General features: G+C 71.2%; 16 protein-coding genes. 12 read left to right on the forward strand and 4 right to left on the reverse strand.

Annotated elements, in window-relative coordinates; all coding sequences use genetic code 11:
* From AC27LF_RS36920 to AC27LF_RS36930, 3 genes are all read left to right on the forward strand, one after another.
* A complete protein-coding gene (locus tag AC27LF_RS36920; protein WP_479660687.1) occupies nucleotides 1–2,871 on the forward strand; it encodes an FAD-binding and (Fe-S)-binding domain-containing protein in 2,871 nt (956 codons plus the stop codon).
* 107 nt (nucleotides 2,872–2,978) lie between these two features.
* Nucleotides 2,979–3,377, forward strand: a complete 399-nt coding sequence (locus AC27LF_RS36925) for a helix-turn-helix domain-containing protein (protein WP_479660702.1) — start codon at nucleotides 2,979–2,981, stop codon at nucleotides 3,375–3,377.
* The gene (locus tag AC27LF_RS36930; RefSeq protein WP_479660688.1) at nucleotides 3,278–4,201 is read left to right on the forward strand and encodes a sugar-binding transcriptional regulator; all 924 of its coding nucleotides are present in this window, start codon (nucleotides 3,278–3,280) and stop codon (nucleotides 4,199–4,201) included. The genes AC27LF_RS36925 and AC27LF_RS36930 overlap by 100 nt, the downstream gene beginning before the upstream one ends.
* A gap of 196 nt (nucleotides 4,202–4,397) precedes the next feature.
* On the opposite strand, the gene AC27LF_RS36935 is transcribed toward AC27LF_RS36930, so the two are convergent.
* Nucleotides 4,398–5,267, reverse strand: coding sequence for a helix-turn-helix transcriptional regulator (locus AC27LF_RS36935; RefSeq protein ID WP_479660689.1), 870 nt, complete (start codon nucleotides 5,265–5,267; stop codon nucleotides 4,398–4,400).
* Nucleotides 5,268–5,498: 231 nt separating this feature from the next.
* On the opposite strand from AC27LF_RS36935, the gene AC27LF_RS36940 reads away from it, so the two are divergent.
* Nucleotides 5,499–5,708, forward strand: a complete 210-nt coding sequence (locus AC27LF_RS36940) for a 4-oxalocrotonate tautomerase family protein (protein ID WP_479660690.1) — start codon at nucleotides 5,499–5,501, stop codon at nucleotides 5,706–5,708.
* A gap of 78 nt (nucleotides 5,709–5,786) precedes the next feature.
* Here the strand turns inward: AC27LF_RS36940 and AC27LF_RS36945 are convergent, their stop codons facing one another.
* Nucleotides 5,787–6,167: a MerR family transcriptional regulator gene (locus tag AC27LF_RS36945; RefSeq protein WP_479660691.1), complete on the reverse strand. Its 381-nt coding sequence runs from the start codon at nucleotides 6,165–6,167 to the stop codon at nucleotides 5,787–5,789.
* Nucleotides 6,168–6,357: 190 nt separating this feature from the next.
* Between AC27LF_RS36945 and AC27LF_RS36950 the strand changes: the two genes are divergently transcribed.
* A complete protein-coding gene (locus tag AC27LF_RS36950) occupies nucleotides 6,358–7,299 on the forward strand; it encodes an alpha/beta hydrolase family protein (protein WP_479660692.1) in 942 nt (313 codons plus the stop codon).
* A 311-nt stretch (nucleotides 7,300–7,610) separates the two neighbouring features.
* On the opposite strand, the gene AC27LF_RS36955 is transcribed toward AC27LF_RS36950, so the two are convergent.
* The gene (locus AC27LF_RS36955) at nucleotides 7,611–9,605 is read right to left on the reverse strand and encodes a hypothetical protein (protein WP_479660693.1); all 1,995 of its coding nucleotides are present in this window, start codon (nucleotides 9,603–9,605) and stop codon (nucleotides 7,611–7,613) included.
* 124 nt (nucleotides 9,606–9,729) lie between these two features.
* Nucleotides 9,730–11,739 carry a beta-galactosidase gene (locus AC27LF_RS36960; protein ID WP_479660694.1) on the reverse strand — a complete coding sequence of 670 codons (2,010 nt, stop codon included), beginning with the start codon at nucleotides 11,737–11,739 and terminating at the stop codon, nucleotides 9,730–9,732.
* A 559-nt stretch (nucleotides 11,740–12,298) separates the two neighbouring features.
* Between AC27LF_RS36960 and AC27LF_RS36965 the strand changes: the two genes are divergently transcribed.
* From AC27LF_RS36965 to AC27LF_RS36995, 7 genes are all read left to right on the forward strand, one after another.
* Nucleotides 12,299–13,960 (forward strand): ABC transporter substrate-binding protein, encoded by a 1,662-nt coding sequence (locus AC27LF_RS36965; protein ID WP_479660695.1) that lies wholly within the window; start codon nucleotides 12,299–12,301, stop codon nucleotides 13,958–13,960.
* A gap of 74 nt (nucleotides 13,961–14,034) precedes the next feature.
* Nucleotides 14,035–15,018: an ABC transporter permease gene (locus tag AC27LF_RS36970; RefSeq protein WP_479660703.1), complete on the forward strand. Its 984-nt coding sequence runs from the start codon at nucleotides 14,035–14,037 to the stop codon at nucleotides 15,016–15,018.
* 15 nt (nucleotides 15,019–15,033) lie between these two features.
* Complete coding sequence (locus AC27LF_RS36975) at nucleotides 15,034–15,927, forward strand: ABC transporter permease (protein ID WP_479660704.1); 894 nt, start codon at nucleotides 15,034–15,036, stop codon at nucleotides 15,925–15,927.
* 145 nt (nucleotides 15,928–16,072) lie between these two features.
* Nucleotides 16,073–17,131, forward strand: a complete 1,059-nt coding sequence (locus AC27LF_RS36980) for an ABC transporter ATP-binding protein (protein WP_479660696.1) — start codon at nucleotides 16,073–16,075, stop codon at nucleotides 17,129–17,131.
* Nucleotides 17,128–18,264 (forward strand): ABC transporter ATP-binding protein, encoded by a 1,137-nt coding sequence (locus AC27LF_RS36985; protein WP_479660697.1) that lies wholly within the window; start codon nucleotides 17,128–17,130, stop codon nucleotides 18,262–18,264. Before AC27LF_RS36980 ends, AC27LF_RS36985 begins: the two co-directional genes overlap by 4 nt.
* A complete protein-coding gene (locus tag AC27LF_RS36990) occupies nucleotides 18,261–19,298 on the forward strand; it encodes a LacI family DNA-binding transcriptional regulator (protein WP_479660698.1) in 1,038 nt (345 codons plus the stop codon). The genes AC27LF_RS36985 and AC27LF_RS36990 overlap by 4 nt, the downstream gene beginning before the upstream one ends.
* A gap of 208 nt (nucleotides 19,299–19,506) precedes the next feature.
* Nucleotides 19,507–21,099 carry an FAD-dependent oxidoreductase gene (locus tag AC27LF_RS36995; protein ID WP_479660705.1) on the forward strand — a complete coding sequence of 531 codons (1,593 nt, stop codon included), beginning with the start codon at nucleotides 19,507–19,509 and terminating at the stop codon, nucleotides 21,097–21,099.
* Nucleotides 21,100–21,202 lie beyond the last annotated feature (103 nt).

Genomic DNA, 21,202 nt, shown 5'->3' on the forward strand with positions numbered 1-21,202 from the left:
ATGACCCCCTCCACCCCGACCGTCCCCGCGCCGCCCGCACCGCAAGAGGACGCCCGCCTGGCCACGATCCTCGCCGCGTGCGTCAGCGACCCGTCCAGGGTGACGACCGATGTGCCGCGCAGGGTCGCGGCCGCCCACGACGCCTCGCCGTACCTGTTCACACCGCGCGCCGTCGTGCGCGCCGCGTCGGCGGCCGAGGTGGGCGCCCTGATGGCCGGGGCGGGCGCGGCCGGGCTGCCGCTCACCCTGCGCTCGGGCGGCACCAGCCTGGCGGGGCAGGCGAGCGGCGACGGCGTCCTCGTGGACGTCCGCAGCCACTGGCGCGGCGCACAGGTCCTCGACGACGGCCTGCGCATCCGGCTGCAACCGGGACTGACGGTGCGTCAGGCCAATGCGCGGCTCGCCCGGTACGGACGCCGGATCGGCCCCGACCCGGCCAGCGAGTCCGCCTGCACCATCGGCGGCCTGGTCGCCAACAACTCCAGCGGCATGAACTGCGGCACCCAGGACAACGCCTACCGCACCATGGAGTCCCTGCAGTTCGTGCTGCCCTCCGGCACCGTGGTCGACACCGCGGCCCCCGACGCCGACGAGGCACTGCGCGCCCGAGAGCCCGAACTGCACGCGGGACTCCTGCGGTTGCGCGACCGCATCCGTGCCTCCGCCGCCTCCCGTGCGCTCATCGAGCGGCTGTTCGCGATGAAGAACACCCTGGGCTACGGGCTCAACTCGTTCCTGGACCACAGCGATCCGGTCGACATCCTCGCCCACCTCATGATCGGCAGCGAGGGCACCCTGGCCTTCGTGGGAGAGGCGGTCTTCCGCACCGTCCCGCTGCTGCCGCACACCGCCACCGGACTGCTGGTACTGCCCGGCCTCGCCGAGGCCACCGACGCCCTGCCGGCCCTGCTCGCCGCCGGCGCCCGCACCGCCGAACTCCTCGACGCCGCCTCACTGCGCGTCGCGCAGCGCTCCCCGCACCCGGTCGACGAACTGCGCGGTCTGCGCGTGGAGCAACACGCGGCCCTGCTGGTCGAGTTCGCCGAGGACGACGCCGAACTGCTGGAGCAGACGGTGCTGGCCGCGCGACCGGTCCTTCAGCGCCTGCCCGCCGTCACCGGGACCGCGCTCGTCCGCGACCCGCGCACCAGGGCCCGGCTCTGGCACCTGCGCAAGGGCCTGTACACCGCGGTCGCGGGAGCCCGCCGTCCCGGAACCACCGCGCTCCTTGAGGACATCGCGGTCCCGATGGAACGGCTCACCCGCACCTGCGAGGGACTGATCGCCCTCTTCGAGAGGCACGGCTACCAGGACGCGGTGATCTTCGGGCACGCCCGCGACGGCAACCTCCACTTCATGCTCACCCAGGACTTCGACTCCGCCCGGGAGACCGAGCGCTACGCCCGGTTCACCGACGCCATGGTCGACCTCGTCCTGGACGCCGGCGGCACGCTGAAGGCCGAACACGGCACCGGCCGCGCCATGGCCCCCTTCGTCCGCCGCCAGTACGGCGACGAACTGTACGACGTCATGCGCGAGCTGAAGCGGCTGTGCGACCCGCACGGCGTGCTCAACCCGGGCGTGATCCTGGAGGACGACCCGGCCGCCCACCTGCGCAGCCTCAAGAGCGTCCCGCAGGTCGATCCCGCACTCGACGCCTGCGTCGAATGCGGCTACTGCGAGCCCGTCTGCCCCACCGCGGACGCCACCACCACACCCCGTCAGCGCATCGCGCTCCAGCGGGAGATCGCACTGGCCACCGCTGCCGGCGACGAGGAACGCCGCCGCGCCCTGGAGACCGACTACACCTACGCGGCCGTCGACAGCTGCGCCGCCGACAGCCTCTGCGTCACCGCCTGCCCGGTCGCCATCGACACCGGCGCGGTCATGAAACGCCTGCGCGCCGAACGGCACGGCGCCGCCGCACAACGCGCCGGGAACGCGACGGCCCGGCACTGGGCGACCGCGGTCAACGGCGTGCGCGCCGCGCTGAACACCGCGCACGCCCTGCCCGCCCCCGCACTGCGCGCCGCCACCGGCGCGGCCCGCCGGCTCGGAGCGCGGGAGCTGGTCCCCGCCTGGGCGGACGACATCCCCCGCGGCGGACCGGCCCGGCCCGCGCCCCGGCGCCCGGCCGCGCCCCAGGCGGTGTTCTTCGCCGCCTGCATCGGCAGCGTCTTCGCCCCCGAGGCCGCTCCCGGTGGGGCGGCGGGCTCGGCGACCGCCTTCCTGCGGCTGTGCGAAAGGGCGGGCGTCGCCGTCACCGTGCCCGGTGACCTGGCCGGACTGTGCTGCGGCACCCCCTGGCAGTCCAAGGGCTACACCACCGGACACCGGACCATGGCCGCCCGCACCCTTCAGGCACTGTGGGAGGCGAGCGACCACGGCCGGCTCCCCGTGGTCTGCGACGCCTCCTCCTGCACCCACGGCCTGGAGCAACTGTCCGACGCCCTCCCGGAGTCCGACCGCGCCCGTTACGCGTCGCTGACGTTCGTCGACAGCGTCGTCTTCGCCGCCGAGCACCTGCTTCCCGCCCTGCCCCCACCCCGTCGGCTGCGCACCCTCGCCCTGCACCCCACCTGCTCCACCGCGCACCTCGGCAGCGAGAGCGCGTTGCGCACCCTGGCGGCGGCCGTCAGCGACGAGGTCACCGTCCCCGACAGCTGGGGCTGCTGCGCGTTCGCCGGCGACCGCGGTCTGCTCCACCCGGAGATCACGGCGGCCGCCACCGCCGCCCAGGCCGCCGAGATCACCGCCGGAACGTACGACGCGTACGCCTCCTGCAACCGCACCTGTGAGATGGGCATGACCCGTGCCACCGGCCGCCCCTACCGACACGTACTGGAACTCCTCGACGAGGCCACCGCCTGAGGACAGCGGCTCAAGGACCATGTGCCGCGTCCGGCTCGGGCCGGGGACGGGCGCCGGCCCCCGACGGCGTCGCTACCCTGGCCCGGTTGCGGGCGGCGGCGGTGACGATGCACGAGGTCGCACGGGCGGCCGGGGTCGGAAAGGGCACGCTCTTCCGCCGGTTCGGCGACCGCACCGGGCTCCTGCCGGCCCGGCCCTGCTGGGCGATGTCGAGGCCGAGTTCCACGAGGCGTACTGCCATGGACCGCCCGCGCGTGGTGTTCCGCCGGGCGGACGCGGTGGAGCCGGGGGCCGATACCATGTCAGCCAGGTCAGGTACAGACCTGTGCCCGGCCCGGGGAGCACGAAGGATGGAGGAAGGGTGCCGGCGGCAGCGACCACTCCGAGCCCCGATCACGTACGGCTCTTGGTCAAGGTGGCCCGTATGTATCACGAGCGCGGCATCCGGCAACCCGAGATCGCGGCCCGCCTCAACATGTCGCAGCCCAGGATCTCCCGCCTCTTGAAGGAAGCCGTCGACCGCGGCGTGGTGCGAACCGTCGTCGTGCCCCCCGAAGGCGTGCACGCCGAACTCGAAGACGCGCTGGTCGAACGGTTCGGACTGCGCGACGCCGTCGTCGTGGAGGTGGAGGGCTCGGGTTTCGACGTGATCCCCGCCCTCGCCGCGGCCACGGCCACCTACCTCGACGCCACCCTGACGGGCGGCGATGTCATCGGTATCTCCTCGTGGAGCGCCACCCTCCTGGAGTCGGTGAACGTCATGCGCGCCAAGACGTCCTCCGTGGCGCAGGAAGTCGTCCAGATCATCGGCGGGTCCGGCAGCCCGGAAGTACAGCTGCACGCCACCCGGCTCACCAGCCGGCTCGCCGAACTGACCGGCGCCCGGCCGGTGTTCGCCCCCTCCGCCGCACTGGTCGGCAGCAGGGAACTGCGCGACCTGCTGTCGCGGGAGCCCGCCATGGCCGAGACCATGAGGGCCTGGTCCCGGCTCACGCTGGCGCTGCTCGGCATCGGCACGCTCGAACCGTCACCCCTGCTGCGCCGTTCGGGCAACGCCATCACGCCCGAGGACCAGGAGCGGCTTGAGGAACTGGGCGCCGTGGGTGATGTCTGCGCCCGGTACTTCGACAGCGCCGGAGACCCCGTCGACGCGCCGTTCAACGACCGGCTCATCGGCATCGAGCCGGACCGGCTCCGCACAGTGGAACGACGCATCGGCGTCGCGGGCGGCATCGGCAAGGCGGCCGCCATCCGCGGCGCGGTACGCGGCAAGTGGATCAACATCCTGATCACCGATGTCGAGGTGGCCCGGGAACTCCTCGCCGAGTGACCGGCGGACAGCTGGTGGCCGTAGGGCGCGGAGCGCACCTACCGCGGCTCGGCCGGGGCCGACGAAGCAGGTCCCAGAACCTCCTGGAGGTTGACCGGCGAGGCGTCACCGCCCGGTGTGTCCGGCACCGTCTCACACCGGCCGCGCCGCACGGCGACATGTCTCCTCGGCCTGAGAGGACCGGCGGACCCGGGTGTCAAGGCGTCGGTCCGGTGAGCTGCTGGGTGCCGATGACCGCGAGCAGGTCGAGCAGGCCGGAACTGTCCGTGCCTGCTGCGGGAGTGAACCACAGCAGGCGCTGGCGGCCGTCCTCGCTGAACAGAGTGAGGCAGTTGACCTCGATCAGACCGAGCGTCGGGTGGTCGAGGCGTTTGCGGTCGTCCCGTCGGAACGCGACGTCGTGGTCGGCCCACAGCGTGGCGAATTCGGCGGAGGCGCCGAGCAGCGCATGAATCATCGAGGTGGCTTCGGTGTCCTTCGCGGCCCTGCGCGCGGCAGCGGCCCGCAGATCCGCGACGAAGGCACGGGACTGGGCGTCGTGATCGGCTTCGGGGTACAGACGCCGGGCGTCGGGCTCCGTGAACCACCGGTGGACGAAGCTGGCCCGGGCTCCGCGGAAACCGGAGTGGTCCCCGAGCAGGGCCACCGCGACCGGGTTCTGCACGAGGGTGACATGCAGGTCGGTGATGATCTGTGCCGGTGTCGTGGCCAGCCGATCGAGGAGATCGAGCATGCCGGGGTGTACGTGCGAGGCCGCCCCGCCCTGTACGGGCACCGGGCGGTCCGCCAGATGGTAGAGGTAGTCGCGTTCGTCGGCGCTCAGCCGCAGGGCCCTGGCCAGCGCGGCGAGCATCTGCTCGGACGGCTGGGACCCCGCTCCACGCTCCAGCTCGTTGTAGTAGTCCACCGATGCCCCGGCGAGCTGGGCGACCTCGTCGCGGCGCAGCCCGGGCACCCGGCGCCGGGGCCCGGTCGGCAGCCCGACGTCGGCCGGGCGGATGCGTTCGCGCCGCGACCGCAGGAAAGCTCCCAGCTCGGTGTGTTTCGCAGACCTCATGCCCTCCATTGTGTGCGCGGTGGGGGCCGTCGACCCAGGGGATGACATCCCCTGGTTGCGCTGGTCAGCGCCGCGCATCGTGGAGGACATGCTTTCCTCACCGGCCCCGATGGGGCACTGGGTCAACGGCCAGATCCTGTGGGCCAACGGAGGGATGGTGTGAGCTGACCCAGCCGCCACCGGCCGCCTCCGAACCCGCGCAAGAAACCCACGCGAGAAACCCACTCGAAGGAGAAACCCATGCCTTTCGCCCACTTCAAGGTCCCCGCGGGCACCATCACCGCCGAGGACAAGAAGAAGATCGTCGAGCGCACCACCGACCTGTACGCGAAGATCTACGGTGAGCGGGCCCGTCCCACCACCGTCGTGCTCGTCGACGAGGTCGCCGACGGCGGCTGGGGCGTCGCCGGCAACATCCTGACCGCGGCCATGCTCAACGGCGACGACTGACGCCGGCCACCCGTGGGGGCCCGGCTCGGCGGCTGGGCCGGGCCCCCACGGCGTCACCGACCCGGCGGACCGGTGTTCCTAGGCGGTGGTTTCCCGCCGGCAGGAAGCGCCGGTGAGCATGCTGCCCGTGGCGGCGGTGATGATCGAGTCCAGCCGGTCCCGGGTGCGGGTGAGATCGCTGATGCGCCGGTCGGCCTGATCGCGCTCCGCAGCCAACCGCTTGAGCAGGGCGGGGGTGGCCCGGCCGCCGACGACGCACGGCATGAGTTCCACGATGGTCCTGCTGGACAGCCCGGCGGCGTAGAGCTGCTGGATCAGCTGCACCTGGTCGATCGCGCTCTCGGGGTAGTGGCGCTGGCCGCTGGTGCTGCGCTCGGCGACGAGCAGGTCCTGCTCCTCGTAGTAGCGCAGGGCCCGGACACTGACGCCGGTCCGGGCGGCGAGTTCCCCGATGCGCATGTGCTCTCCCTGACGACGTACGCGCTACGCCTTGCCTCTCACGTCAACGTGAGGTTTTAGCGTAACGGACGTGCGCCATGGTCATCACGACACCAGGCGCCCGGGCCCCGCCGCCGACAACGGCCGTCTTGTGCGCCGGCCTCGGCAGCCTGGCCCGGACATGCCCGCCACACCGGAAAGAAGCACACGTATGAGCACCTACAGGGCGATCGACCTCGGCGAACCCGAGCCCACCCCGATCATCTCGGTCAAGCCGGTCATACTGCCCGCACCGGAGCGCGGCGAGGACCTGCATGTACGCGTCTCCGCGCCGGTCACCGGCACCGATCTGCCGATCGTGCTGTTCGCGCACGGCTTCGGCTCCCACCTGGACGGCTACGCACCCCTGGTCGACCACTGGGCCTCCCACGGCTTCGTCGTCATCCAGGCCACCCACCTCGACTCCAAGAGGCTGCACCTGGACGCGGACGACCCCCGAAAGCCCCAGATGTGGCGCTACCGCGTGCAGGACATGAAGCGCATCCTCGACGAACTCGACACGCTGGAGGCGTCCGTGCCCGGGCTGGCCGGCCGGGTGGACCACCGTCGCGTCGTCGCGGCCGGACACTCCTTCGGCGGCCAGACCGCGGGCATCCTCGTGGGTCTGCGCGTCATGGACCCGCAGACCGGCATCGCGCAGGACATGTCCGACCCCCGGGTCATGGCCAGTGTCCAGCTGGCCACCGCAGGCAAGGGCGGCGACGAACTGACCCCCTTCGCCCACGAGAACGCTCCCTGGCTGCGCGACCAGGACTTCTCCCACATCACCGCACCCGGACTCGTCGTCGCCGGTGACAAGGACGAGCTTCCGCTCTCCACCCGGGGACCGTCCTGGACGACCGACCCGTACACCCTCAGCGGCGGCGGCAAGAGCCTGCTGACGGTCCATGGCGGCCAGCACTCCCTCGGCGGCATCACCGGCTACGAGGTGGCGGAGACCACCGACGAGAACCCCGAGCGCGTCGCCCTCGTCCGGCAGGTCACTCTCGCCTACCTGCGGCACATCACCGGCGTCGACCACACCGGCTGGGAGGCGGCCCGGGCCGCGCTCACCGGTGACACCCACCCGCTGGGCCGACTGGAATCGAAGTGACGTCTTCGCCGCGTCCCACGGTGACAGCGAGTCCCTGACCTCCGCCGATGCGCGGTTACTCCGGGTCACCGGCCGTTCGGGCCGAGTGCTTCGGTGACGAGCCGGCGGACGTACGCGGCGTCGAGTCCCTGCGGACGGAAGCGGATGCGGTACATCAGGGGGGAGACGACGCGGTCGATGACCGTCTCGACGCCGGGTGTCTCCTCCCCGCCGGGCCGCCCGGATGAGGACGACGTCGTGCACGGTGCATCGCGGGATCTCCTCGGTGCCGTACCGCTGTGGCGGGGCGGGCCGATTCAAGGGTGTGGCTGTCAGTGGGTGCCGGGTTCCGGGTCGGTCACGGTGAAGGAGTACGACCGCGTGAACGGGCCATGCCCGTAGGTCACGGTGATCACGTCGTGAGGTCTGGCCTCCAGTTCCGGCAGGCTGACGGTGGCACTGAACGTCGTCGAGTTCTTCGCCGTCTGGGTGACCGTCAGTTGCTGGGTGCCGCGGTCGCCCACGCGCACATCGACGGTGCCATGGTCGAGGGCGTCGGCGTCCAGGTTCAAGGGCGCGGCCAGGTCGACCCGCACCTTCGCGTCGCTGCGCACGACCTGTGCGGGGGCGCGGCCGTGGGTGCTCACCTTGAGGTGCGTCTGGTCGGCCGCCCGCCAGGCCAGCGATTCGTTCCATGCGGTGTTGAAGGCGACCCAGCCCTCGGTGTGACCGATGTTGCCTTGCTCCGGATGGAAGGGATAGTGCCCGTTCTTCGGGCTCCCGTCGAGTACGCCGGGCACGTTCTCCAGCAGCCCCGCACCGCCGTAGTACTCGGAGAACCATCCGTGCTCCACGCCCTCGAACCCCACCTGTGCGTCGGGCGCGTCGTATGAGGCGTGCCGCCCTGTGGGGTTGCGGCCGAAGATGTTGTCGACCTGCGCGGTGGCGATCTCGCGGAGTCGGCCGGCCAGCGGACCGTCGCCCAGCAGTCGCGCCGCGGCCAGTGCCGGCGCGGAGAAACCAGCCACGTTCCCGACCTCGTTGGGGTCGTCGGCGCCGCCGCCGGTGAAGGCCGGGATCGTCCAGCGGTCGTCGGAGTACCGGCGGAAGTCCCAGAGATTGGCCGAGCGGTCGACCACCAGGTGAGCCCAGTCCCGGACGAACCGCTTGATGCCCTTGGGAGCCTCGCCCGGATACAGCTCGGCGAACTGCACCAGCCCGGTGATCAGCACGTACTCACTCTGCCGCTGCCCCTTGGTCACCCGCGGGTCGGACAGGTCCAGGTTGTCGATCAGCCAGGCGGCCTGGTCCTGAGCGGCACGCAGATAGCGGCCGGCATCATCGCGGCCCTCGCGCCGCGCCACCTCGTACATCATCAGGTTCGGCCACACCGAATGCCCCGGAGCCAGCTCCCCCTTTCCCGTTCCCACCTGCTGGTACACCTGGAACAGATCCCCTGTGTGGGGTGTGAAAGCCTGCCAGTGGTACCGATCGCGTGCAGGGTCACCCCAGGAGGAGAAAAGGTGATCGCAGGCCCGCCGGTAGACTGACGCCGGAACGTACTGGCCGAGTTGCGGGTAGGCATAGACGAACGCGGCCAACTGCTCCTTGAGCTGGGGGTCGTTGACGTCTCCTTGCAGAAGCAGCTCGACACCCCAGTAGATGAGACGCACGATGTCCGGGGTGCCTTCCGGCAGTGTCACCGGAAGTCCCGTGGAGTCGGCGCCGTCCACATGTATCTGCTCGAACGCACTGGGGTTGGCCAGATACATGTCGACGAGGGTCTGGATCTCCCGCGAGTAGTGCGCCGCGTCCCGCCAGGCCACACCCTTCATGCAGTCGCGCGGGCCGTACTCGTCGCTGACCGGCTCGGCCGTCTTGCGGGTGGCGTCACCGAAGTAGCACCTGCTGCCCGCCATGAACTCAAGCGCGCGCCGATAGGACACCCGGTCGATCCAGTACGCGCCGATCCCGAAGGGCACGGAGGTGCCGACGCCGGCTATTCCCGTGACGGTGACGACATAGTCGCCCGTGTCGCGCGGGTCGAACGCGGTGAACTCGCCCACGCCGCCCTTGACCTCTCCCCGGTATCTGACCCTGCCGGATGTGTCGGTGATCGTGAACCTCGCGCCGTCCTCGGCCCGCGGCGCGGTGAACCGCTTGGACTCGCCGAGGCCGAAGCCGCTCTGGTTGAGCAGCACCGGCTGCGCGGCCATGGGGTCACCTCCCGCCGCTGCGACGGAGGCTCGGTCGGCCACCGCGGAGGCGGTGCCCGGAACAACTCCCAGGACCAGCGCACCTATGACGACGAACAGTCGGGCCTTCATGGATCACCTCGCTGTTGGGCGCGACCGAAGGTCGCGGGATACATGTCTTCGCTGAATTGCGCGTGCCGTCAGAGCTTCTGGGGTGTGCGGTGGCACCGTGTGCCGGCGGCCCCGCTCGGCAAGGTCACCGAGGGGTCTCGGCCAGTACGGCGACGTCCCCCGCAGGGACGGTGACCTCGCCTGCCGAGCGGACGCCGGAGAAGAGGTCGACTCCCGTTGCGGCCACCCGCGCGGGCCGCCCGGTGTGGTTCACGGCGAACAGCCAGGTTCTGCCGTCGGGCGCGGTTCGCCGGGTGACCTCGACTCCATGTCCGGCTCCCCGGACCGGAGGTGCACAGCCGGCGTGCGCGGCCCACTGGGGCAGCAGACGCAGCAGGGAGGAGTGTGCCGGGCGGGTGGCGAGGTAGCGGATGGTGCCGCGGCGGAGAATCGCTGGGCCCGCCTCCGCAGGGCCGTCGGTGAACCGGCACTCCACCTCCGTGCCCGGGTCGGGCAGGACACGCTCGGCCCACAGACGGCCGGTCGAACCGTCGTCCAGGCCGACCGTTTCGCCGGCCGCGAGCGGAAGGTACTCGTCCACCCGCAGGCCGAGCAGATCACGCAGCGCGCCGGGGTACGGGCCGGGGTGCACGCGGTCGTGCGGGTCGGCCACACCGCTGAAGGGTCCGACGACCAGATGGCCGCCGCGTGCCACGTAGTCCTCCAACGCCCGGGCCGTGGCGGTGGACAGGGCGTAGAGCGACGGCACCAGCAGGAGGCGGTGTTCGCCCGGTGCGGGCACCAGGTCGCAGGGCAGCCCCACGGTCCACAGCGCACGGTGCCAGTCGCGCAGCACATCGGAACAGGTCAGGTCACTGCTGGGCCGGTGGGGCAGATGCAGGGCCCACATGGCTTCGTAGTCCAGCAGCAGGGCTGTGTCGGCGGGCGGGCAGGTGCTCCCGGCGATGTCCGCGAGACCCGCGACTGTGTTGCCGAGTGCTTTGGCCTCCCGCCAGATCCTGGTGTCCTCCCCGCCGTGCGGGACCATCGCCGAATGCCATTTCTCCGGGCCGTAGGCGGACTGGCGCCACTGGAAGAACAGGGCGCCGTCCGCGCCGCGGGCGAGATGGGTCAGGGTGTTGCGGGCCATTTCCCCGGGAACCTTGGCGAGGTTGCGCGGCTGCCACTGCACCGCGGAGGTGGAGTGCTCCATGAGCATCCAGGGCTGCCCGCCGGCCAGCGAACGGGTGAGATCGGCGGCGAAGGCGAGGTCCGCGGCGCGGTCGGGGTCCTCGGACATCAGGTAGTGGTCGCTGGAGACGATGTCGACCTCGCCCGCCCAGCGCCAGTAGTCGCTCCAGCGGAGCGCGCCCGCCATGAAGTTGGTGGTGACGGCGCGTCCGGGGGAGTGGGCGCGCACGATGTCACGCTCGGCGCGGAAACAGTCCAGGTGTTCGGCGTCGCTGAAGCGGTGGAAATCCATCCACAGGCCGGGCGAGAGGCCGCCGGTGCTGGTGCGCGGCGGTACGACCTGGTCCCAGTCGCTGTACCGCATGCCCCAGACCGTCGTTCCCCAGCGGTCGTTGAGCACGTCCAGGTCGTCGCCGTACCCGGTGCGCAGCCAGTCGCGGAACGCGTCTGCCGAAGCCGCGCACCAGCAATGGGCGTTGGCGTTGGCGTACTCGTTGTTGATGTGCCACATCACCACGGCGGGGTGGTCGCCGTAGCGTTCGGCGAGGCGGCGGGTGACCTGCGCGGCGCGTTCCCGGTAGGCCGGTGACGAGGGGCAGTACGCCTGACGGGAACCGGGCGCGAGCGTCCGCCCGTCGGCTGTCACCGGCAGCGATTCGGGGTGAGCCTGCGAGAACCACAGCGGGGGCGCGGCGGTCGGTGTGGCCAGGTCGACGGCGATGCCCGACTCGTGCAGCAGGGCGATGACCTCGTCGAGACCGGAGAAGTCGAAGGCGCCCGGCCGGGGTTCGATCCAGGACCAGGCGAAGACGCCAAGGGTGACCAGGTTGACGCCGGCCTCGCGCATCAGACGGACATCGTCCTTCCAGGTCGCCCTGTCCCACTGCTCCGGGTTGTAGTCGGCGCCGTAGGCGGGACGCGGGACACGGCTCCATGCGCGGTGCGCACGGTCGGATCGCGGCATGGCGGTACTCCAGGGTCCTGGACTGCGGGGTGTCGAATCGGTGGGGCCGGTGCGGTCGGCCGGGACCGGGACGGGGCGTGCGGCGGCCGGCCGGCGTGGTGGGGCTTCTCGCCCACGAGGACGCGCGGGATCGGACGTCCGGACGTCAGCGGGAGGAAGGGGCACGCACGACGTCCCGTCATGCTGCCCCGTGCGGCATCGGTGAGGCGGCAAGCGATGCTGCGCACCCAAGGACGCTCAACGTAGGCGGGCCGCGTCGGGGTGTCAATGCGTGGACGGACGCCGGCAGCGGGGCGTCGCAACAGCGTCCTGCCGGCCGCGGGCCGAATCCGTCGGTGGCTTGCAAGTCTCCCGCTCCGTTGGCGCGTTGAGTCCGCCGACGGCTTGATGTTGGCTCAAAAAACCTTGACGTCACACTCTTGACGCCGTGTCGCAACGTCCGTACGTTCCCTGGTCATACGTAGAAGCAGGGCTCAGGAGTCTCCGGCGCCGATGCTCATACGTATGAGCACTGTCCTACGCGCCCCGCACCGCCCTCACGAGGAGCCAGGAGTCAGCCATGCCCACGAGAAGAGCCTTCCTAGCGCGCACCGCGGCGGCGGCCGTGGCGATCCCCCTCGGCGCGAGTGCCTGCACGGCCGGTGCCGGCGGAACCGGGGCGGGCGGGACAGACACGCGGGCACTCGTGTTCGGCAAGACCGACGGCGGGACGACGTTCGTCCGCAACTACAACATGTTCGGCCCCGCCATCCAGAAGTCGCCCAACAACGAGCTGATCTATGAACCACTGGCGCGGATCGACTACAGCGACGGCGCGAAGGTCAAGCCCTGGCTGGCCAGGAGCCTGGAGTTCGACGAGTCGGGCACCACCCTCACCGTGAGACTGCGCGACAACGTGACGTTCTCGGACGGCAAGCCCATGACCGCGGACGACGTGGTCTTCTCGCTGAGCATTCCGCTGAAGGACCCCGCCTTCAACAGCGGCGGCACCACCTACGACCGCGTCACCAAGAAGGACGCCGGCACCGTCACGGTGCACTGGCCGAACCCCGCCTTCAGCGAATCGGGCCAGCTCGCATCCCCCCAACTCCCGGTCGTACCCAAACACATCTGGGAGGGGAAGGACCTCAAGAGCTGGACCAACCCCGACCCGGTGGGCACCGGCCCCTTCACCCTGGAGCGGTTCGCGCCCCAGCAGGTCACCCTGGCCGCCCGGAGCGACTACTGGGGCGGCCGGTTCGCCTTGAAGCAGCTCAAGATCGTCCCGACCAGCGGCGACTCCGTACGGGCCCAACTGCTGCGCGGTGACGTGGACTGGGCGCTCGTGGCCTGGAACGGGGCCGAGCAGGAGTACGTCGCGAAGGACCCGGTGCGCCACCTGTACCAGAAGTACGCCACCGGCGGCGCCTACTCCCTCTTCTTCAACGCCGCCGAGGCCCCCTTCGACGACGTCCATCTGCGGCGGGCGCTGGCGATGACGGTTCCGCGCAAGGACATCGTCACCACACTCCAGCGTCCCGGCACGGAGGCGGGTCCCACCGGACTGGTCGACGAGGTCTTCGGGGATGCGATCCTGCCCGAGTACCGCCACACAGTGCAGCCGGTGGACGCCGCCGGAGCGCGGAAGGAGCTGGCGCTGAGCGGCTTCGAGGTCGAGGGCGGCAAGCTGGTCAAGGACGGCAAGTCGTATGCACCGAAGCTCTCGTTCAACCAGGACTACGGCTGGGACCCCTACGCCAACATCATGATCCGCAGCTGGGAGAAGCACCTGGGGATCAAGGTGAAGTCGGTCGGCGCACCCGGTGCCAACCTCTTCGAGCAGCAGCAGACCGGCGCCTTCGATCTCACGATCAGCACCACCGGCGGGGCCGGTGTCGCCGGCGTCTACAGCGCCCTGAGCAGCCGCGCCTACCGCCCACTGGGCGAGAAGGCCGCCACCAACATCGGCCGCTGGAAGGACCCGGCCACCGACGCCGCGATCGGCAAGCTCCTCGGGTCGGACGATCCCGCCGTGACGACGAGCGCCGGACACGAACTTCAGAAGATCGTCGCCGAACAGGTGCCGTACAGCCCCATCTACAACAGCTACTGGTTCATAGCCATCAACGCCGGTCACTGGGCCGGCTGGCCCACCCCCGAGCACTTCTCCCACGTGCCGTTCCCCGGTCTCGGCCCCGACACCACGCTCACCCTCCTTAAGCTGAAGCAGGCCGCCAAGTGACCGCGGTGACCGCCCCCGCCGCCTCCGCCGCGCCCGCCGCGGGCCGTACACGTGCCCCCCGCCGCTGGGGATTCCTGGCCCGCCGACTGGGTTTCTATCTGGCCGCCGCCTGGTCGGCGATCACCTTGAACTTCTTCCTGCCGCGGCTGATGCCGGGCGACCCGTCCGCCGCGATCGTCGACAAGCTCCAGCGTGTCAGCGGTCAGCAACTGTCGCCGAGCGCCCTGGAGTCCATCCAGAAGGTCTTCGGCGACCCGGGTGCCGATCTCGGCCGCCAGTACCTCGACTACCTCGGCCAGTTGGCACACTTCGACCTCGGCATCTCGATCAGCAACTTCCCCACGCCCGTGAGCGATCTGCTGTGGCAGGGCCTGCCCTGGACGCTGCTGCTCGTCGGCACGACCACGGTGATCGCGTTCGTGCTGGGCACGGGCATCGGAGCGGTGGCCGGCTGGAAGGCGGGAGGCCGTTTCGACACCGTCGTCAGCCCGCTCACCACGTTCGTCTCGGCCATTCCGTACTTCTGGATGGCGCTGCTCGGACTGTGGCTGTTCGCCTTCCTGCTGGGCTGGTTCCCGCTGTCCGGGGGATACGACGCCGACCTGCCCATCGGCTTCTCCCCGTCCTTCCTGCTCAGCGTGCTGCACTACGGGGCGCTGCCCGCGGCGACCATCGTGTTCTCGGCCTTCGGCGGCTGGCTGCTCGGCATGCGCAACATGACGGTGACCACCGTCCGTGAGGACTACGTCCTGCTCGCCCAGGCCAAGGGCCTGCCCGGCCGAAGGGTGCTGCTCCGCTACGCCGCCCGCAACGCCGTCCTGCCGAACTTCACCGGTTTCGCCCTCGCCCTCGGCCACGTCGTCGGCGGTGCCCTGCTCACCGAGGTCGTCTTCAACTATCCGGGCATCGGCTATCTGCTCTACACCTCGCTCCAGCAGCGCGACTACCCGGTCATGCAGGGAGTCTTCTTCCTCATCATGCTGACCGTGCTGCTGGCCAACCTGCTGGCCGACTCGGTGTACGCCCTGCTCGACCCGCGTATCAGAGAAGGAGGGTGACGGGCGTTGAGCACCGTGTTCCTCACCGGCTGGAAGGTCCGCACCGGACTGGCCGTACTGGCCTTCTTCGGTCTGCTGGCCCTGCTCGGCCCCTGGCTGGCACACAGCCTGCTGGGCCTCGATCCGCGCGCCAACGACACCAGCGTCATCGCCCGGCCGCCCAGCGCCGCACACCTGCTGGGCACCGATCAGTTCGGACAGGACGTCCTCGCCCAGATCATCGCAGGCGCCCGCGGCTCGATGTACGTCGGGCTGCTCGGCGCGGTGGTCGGCACGGCCATGGCGATCCTGGTCGGGGTACCGGCCGGGTACTACGGCGGCCGGGTGGACGCGGCCCTGAACTTCCTGACGAACCTGTTCCTCGTCCTGCCGGTGCTGCCGCTCATCCTGATCGTGGCCGGCTATCTGCAGGGCACCGGGCTCACCACCATCGCCCTGATCATCGGCTTCTTCGGCTGGTCCGGCGGGGCCCGCACGCTGCGCGCCCAGGCGCTCAGCATCGCCAACCGCGATTTCGTACGGGCCATGCGGATGCTCGGCGAACGCGGCCGCCGACTGGTCTTCGCCGAAGTGCTGCCCCATCTGACCGGCCTCATCGCGTCCATGTTCCTGCACGCGATGATCGGCGCGGTGATGGCCGAGGCGGGACTGGCGTTCCTCGGCATCTCCGACTCCTCGGCGATCAGCTGGGGCACGATGATCCAGTCGGCGCAGCAGCAGAGCGCCGTCCTGCGCGGCCTGTGGTGGTGGTTCGTACCGCCCGGCCTGTGCATCGCCCTGATCGGCACGGCGGCGGCCCTGGTCAACTTCGGCGTCGACGAACTCGCCAACCCCAAGCTGCGGGCCGCACGCCCCGTGACGGTGCGGCACGCCAAGCGGCTCGCGCGGGCAGGCGGTGGGGTGCGATGACCGCGAGTTCCCTACCGCCCTGTTCGATGACCGCGAGTCCCCTACCGCCCTGTTCGATGACCGCGTGTGCCGTACCGCCCTGTTCGCCGGCCGCGTGTGCCCTACCGCCGTGTTCGACGACCGTGCGGCCCGGAGGTGGATTGCGATGACCGTACAGACCGAGCAGCACAGGCCGTCCATGGCCCCCGCCGGGCAGGCCGTCCTGGAGGTCCGTGGCCTGACCGTCGAGTACGCCACCGGCGGCGTCCCCGTGCGCGCCTGCTCCGACGTCTCCTTCACCCTGCACCGGGGCGAGATCCTGGGTGTCGCGGGAGAGTCGGGCTCGGGGAAGTCCACTTTGATCACCGCGCTGACCCGGCTGCAGCGCCCGCCCGCCGTCACCACAGCGGGCCAGGTCCTCTTCCACGGCCGCGACGGCGCCCCAGCCGTGAACCTCATGGCGCTCGACGGCAGGCGGTTGCGCCGCTACCGGTGGACGGCGCTGTCCATCGTGCTGCAGTCCGCGATGGACGCGCTCAATCCGGTGATGCGGATCGGCGCCCAGTTCGCCGACGTCCTGCGGGCCCGCGACCGCTCGATGAGCAAGCGGGACGCCTGGTCACGGGCGGCGGACCTGCTCGCCCTGGTCGGCATCTCCGCCGACCGGGTCCGCGACTATCCGCACCAGCTCTCCGGCGGGATGCGTCAGCGTGCCGCCATCGCCCTGGCCCTGGCCTGTGGCCCCGAACTGGTGGTGATGGACGAGCCGACGACCGCCGTCGACGTGGTGATGCAGCGCCAGATCCTCGCCCATGTGCTGCGGCTGCGCCGGGAGTTGGGCTTCGCGGTCGTCTTCGTCACACACGACCTGTCGCTGCTGCTGGAACTCGCCGACCGCATCGCCATCATGTACGCGGGCCGCATCGTCGAGGTGGGCGAGGCGGCGGCCCTCTACAGCGCCCCGAAACACCCCTACACCCAGGGACTGCGGGACTCCTTCCCGCCGTTGCGTGCCCCGCTGCGCACCCTGCGCGGCATCCCCGGCACCCCGCCCGACCTGCGCCGCCCACCGGCCGGCTGCCCGTTCCACCCACGCTGCGCGCGGCGCACCGAGGGCTGCGACGAGTGGCTGCCGGCACTGCTGCCAGTCGGGCCCGAACCGGGGCACGAGGCGGCCTGCCTGCTCAATGAGACCGGCCGTGAGACGAAAGGCGGGACCCGATGAGCAAGTCCCCGCACGAGGAAGCGGCCGCCGCCGCGGGGCGGACGGCGCCGGCGGCGGAGCCGGACAAGGAACCGGCGTACGTCCTGGAGGCACGGAACGTCTCCAAGCACTTCACCGTCCGCGGCCCACTCGGCCGCACCTCCGTCGTCCGGGCCGTCGAGGACGCGACCGTACGCCTCAGGCCCGGTCAGATCCTGGCGCTGGTGGGGGAGAGCGGCAGCGGAAAGACGACCCTCGCCCGGCTGCTGGCCCGCTTCCACGAACCGACACGGGGCGAGATCGTGCTGCGCGGTGAGCCCATGAGCGGCAGCCGGCGGGCCCGGCGCGCCTATCACTCCGAGGTGCAGCTGATCTTCCAGGACCCCTTCGGATCGCTGAACCCGCTGCACCGCGTCCACTACAACCTCGACCGCGCGCTGCGCCTGCACCAGCCGCGGCTGACCGCCGCCGGACGCGAGCGGCGGATCACGGAGCTGCTGGAACGGGTCAGCCTCACCCCGGCCGCGGAGTTCGCGGCGAAGTTCCCGCACGAGCTCTCCGGCGGGCAGCGCCAGCGCGTCGTGATCGCCCGCGCGCTCGCCGTGCAGCCCAAGGTGCTGCTCGGGGACGAGCCGATCTCCATGCTGGACGTGTCGATCCGGCTGGAGATGCTCAATCTGCTCCAGCGGCTGCGCACCGAGGACGGCCTGGCGCTGCTGTACATCACGCACGACATCGCCGGCGCCCGCTACCTGTGCGACGAGATCGCGGTGATGTACGCCGGGCAGATGGTGGAGTCCGGCCCCAAGGAGGACCTGATCGCCGCTCCGCAGCACCCGTACACCAAACTGCTCATAGAGTCCTCCCCGGACCCCGAGCGCGGCGTGGGCGACCGCGACGCGCTCTTCGCGGGGGCCGACGAGCTGGGCGAGCCACCCAGCCTCATCGACCCGCCGACGGGCTGCCGGTTCCACCCCCGCTGCCCGTTCGCGATGCCGGAATGCCGCAGCGAGGCACCCCCGCGCACGGAGCTGGGCGACGGGCACTGGACGATGTGCTGGCTGCACGTCAAGGGCCGGGCCGGGGAACTGGCCGAGACGACACACGCCGCGGCGACCGCCGCCCGGCGCGACACGCTCCAGGGGGCGACGTGACAGCACGACGGCGTGACAAGGCACCCAGCCAGGCGGACGTGGCCCGCCTCGCCGGCGTATCCCAGTCGGCGGTGTCCCGGGTGATCAGCGGGAACGCGGCGACCGCGCGGATACCGGAGGAAACCCGGCAGCGGGTCTTCGACGCGGTGCGCACCCTCGGATACGTCGCCAACCCCGCCGCCCGGGCCATGCGCAAACAGCGCAACAACCTGCTGGGCGTGCACACCTTCGAGCGCGTCTTCCCGCACGCACGCGAGGACTTCTACTTCGAGTTCCTGCTCGGGATCGAGGAGCGGGCCGAGGAGACCGGCTTCGACCTGGTGCTGTTCACCTCGACCGGGTCCGGCAACGACGGAGAGCGCAAGATCTACCGCAACGGCACCAACCGGCTCAACCTGGCCGACGGCAGCATCCTGCTCGGTGTCTCCACCGACCGCGGCGAGCTGGCACGGCTCTGGTACGAGGGCTACCCCTTCGTGCACATCGGCCGCCGTGAGGTGCCCGGCGCGGAGATCCCGCAGATCGTCCCCGATTACCGGTCGGCGAGCGCGCGGATCGTGGAACGGCTCGTGGAACACGGCCACCGGCGGCTCGGCTACGTACGCGACTGGATGGAGATGGAGCCCTACGAGGACCGCCGTGTCGGCTACGCGCAGGCCGTCGCACGGCTCGGGCTGACCGACACCTCCCCGGGCTTCCACGGCGCCCAGGGCATCGGGGCGGCCTGGCTGGACGAGGTGGCGCGCGGCGCGGTGACCGCGATCGTGGTGGAGAGCGTGGGGCTCGCCGAGTCCCTGCGCGAGCAACTGGCCGCCCGGGGGCGGAAGATACCCGACGACGTGTCCGTGGCCGTGCTGGAGGCGGCGCCCGCGGACCTGTCCGGGCAGTGGGACTCCCTGGTGATCCCCCGCATCGAGATCGGCCGCATCGCCGTGGACCGGTTGCAGGCCATGCTCGACGACCCCGGGCAGCGGACGGGGAGCCTGTTGGTGCCGTGCCCGGTGATCGCGGGCACCACGGTCGCCGCGGCTTAGCTCCGCTGGTTGTGCCGGGATGGGCCGTCGTTCGGCTGCGGCGCCGTCGTGGCTGGTCGCGCAGTTCCCCGCGCCCCTTTGGGGCGCGACCTGACGTCGGTTGTGTGCGGCGTCGTCGCGTTCCCCCGCGCCCCTTCCGGCGCGAACACCGCACAACCACCTGGTACGCCCGTCATCGGCAGAAGGAGCCTCAGGGCCCATGTCAGAAATGCGAACCGAGATTCTTGTCGTCGGCGGTGGACTGGGCGGTGTGGCCGCGGCGCTCACCGCCGCCCGGCTCGGCCGTACGGTCGTGCTCACCGAAGCCACCGACTGGCTCGGCGGACAGCTCACCGCACAGGCCGTACCGCCCGACGAGCATCCCTGGATCGAGGGTCCGGCCGCCCCGCCCGGCTACGCCGAACTGCGCCGTCGGGTACGCGACTACTACCGCCGCGCCTACCCCCTCAGACCCGGTGCCGCGCGGGACCCGCTCCTCGACCCCGGGCTGGGCGTGGTGAGCCGGATGTGCCACGAGCCGCGCGTCGCCGTGGCCGTCATCGAGGAAATGCTCGCTCCGTGGCGGTCCTCCGGTGCGATCACCGTCCTCACGGGATACGAGCCCGTCGCCGCACACACCGACGGCGACCGCGTCGAGGCCGTCACGCTGGCCCACCGGCACGACGGACCCGAGATCACCGTGCATGCCGCCTACGTCGCCGACGCCACCGAACTCGGCGACCTGCTGGAACTCGCCGGCGTGGAGCACGTCATCGGCGCCGAGGGCCGCGACGAGACCGGGGAGCCACACGCGCCCGAGACCGCCGACCCCTACGACCAGCAGGCCGTGTCCTGGTGCTTCGCCCTGGACCACCGGCCCGGCGAGGACCATGTCATCGACCGGCCCGCCGCCTACGAGCACTGGCGCACCACCGTCGCCCCGTTCTGGCCCGGCCCGCAACTCTCCTTCACCGACATCGTCCCGATCACCCTCAAGCGGCGCACCTGGGCGCTGATGGGAGCGGAGCGGGAGGCCGGCGAGCACTTCGACCTGTGGCGGTTCCGCCGCGTCCTTGCCCGCGAGAACTTCACGGCCGGGGCCTTCGCCTCCGACCTCACCGTCGTCAACTGGCCGCAGATCGACTACTGGGAGACACCGCTGCTCGGCGTCGACGCCGAGCAACGGCACGCGGCGCTCGCGGCCAGCCGCGCACTGTCCCTGTCCTTCCTGTACTGGCTGCAGACCGAGGCGCCCCGCCCCGACGGCGGCACCGGCTGGCCGGGACTGCGGCTGCGCCCCGATGTCACCGGCACCGCTGACGGCCTCGCGAAGACGCCGTACATCCGCGAATCGCGCCGTATCAAGGCCGAGTTCACCGTTCTCGAACAACACGTGGGGGTCGCGGCCCGGCCGCCGGGCTCCGGGAGCGAGGTGTTCCACGACAGCGTGGGCCTCGGCAGCTACCGCATCGACCTGCACCCCAGCACCGGTGGCCGCACCTACATCGACATCGAGTCCTACCCCTTCCAGATCCCGTTGGGCGCCCTCATCCCCGTACGCGTCGACAACCTGCTGCCCGCCAACAAGAACATCGGCACCACGCACATCACCAACGGCTGCTACCGGCTGCACCCCGTGGAGTGGTCCATCGGCGAGGCCGCGGGCGCCCTCGCCGCGTTCTGCCTCGACCGGGCCCTGCCGCCCCGCAAGGCCCGCTCCGACCAGGCCCAACTGGCCGACTACCAGCGGCTGCTCAGCGACACGCTCGGCATCCGGCTGGCCTGGCCGGAGGAGATCCGCAGTCGGCCGCACCACTACTGAGGCCCGGCCGCGCACGCCACCGGGCGGCAGTCGGACCGCGCCGCGGACAGCTCCCGCGCCCCTGGCCCCCTGACAGCCGGGGCGCGGGCCCAATCACACATCT

It is taken from the genome of Streptomyces diversicolor (genome assembly GCF_057537855.1).

Bases quoted from the DNA above. Each gene is read 5' to 3' on its own strand.
- AC27LF_RS36985 (WP_479660697.1), top strand. From the start codon at position 17,128: ATGAGCAAGTCCCCGCACGAGGAAGCGGCCGCCGCCGCGGGGCGGACG.
- AC27LF_RS36995 (WP_479660705.1), top strand. From the start codon at position 19,507: ATGCGAACCGAGATTCTTGTCGTCGGCGGTGGACTGGGCGGTGTGGCC.
- AC27LF_RS36950 (WP_479660692.1), top strand. From the start codon at position 6,358: ATGAGCACCTACAGGGCGATCGACCTCGGCGAACCCGAGCCCACCCCG.
- AC27LF_RS36960 (WP_479660694.1), bottom strand. From the start codon at position 11,739: ATGCCGCGATCCGACCGTGCGCACCGCGCATGGAGCCGTGTCCCGCGT.
- AC27LF_RS36940 (WP_479660690.1), top strand. From the start codon at position 5,499: ATGCCTTTCGCCCACTTCAAGGTCCCCGCGGGCACCATCACCGCCGAG.
- AC27LF_RS36980 (WP_479660696.1), top strand. From the start codon at position 16,073: ATGACCGTACAGACCGAGCAGCACAGGCCGTCCATGGCCCCCGCCGGG.
- AC27LF_RS36945 (WP_479660691.1), bottom strand. From the start codon at position 6,167: ATGCGCATCGGGGAACTCGCCGCCCGGACCGGCGTCAGTGTCCGGGCC.
- AC27LF_RS36955 (WP_479660693.1), bottom strand. From the start codon at position 9,605: ATGAAGGCCCGACTGTTCGTCGTCATAGGTGCGCTGGTCCTGGGAGTT.
- AC27LF_RS36965 (WP_479660695.1), top strand. From the start codon at position 12,299: ATGCCCACGAGAAGAGCCTTCCTAGCGCGCACCGCGGCGGCGGCCGTG.
- AC27LF_RS36935 (WP_479660689.1), bottom strand. From the start codon at position 5,267: ATGGAGGGCATGAGGTCTGCGAAACACACCGAGCTGGGAGCTTTCCTG.
- AC27LF_RS36925 (WP_479660702.1), top strand. From the start codon at position 2,979: ATGCACGAGGTCGCACGGGCGGCCGGGGTCGGAAAGGGCACGCTCTTC.
- AC27LF_RS36920 (WP_479660687.1), top strand. From the start codon at position 1: ATGACCCCCTCCACCCCGACCGTCCCCGCGCCGCCCGCACCGCAAGAG.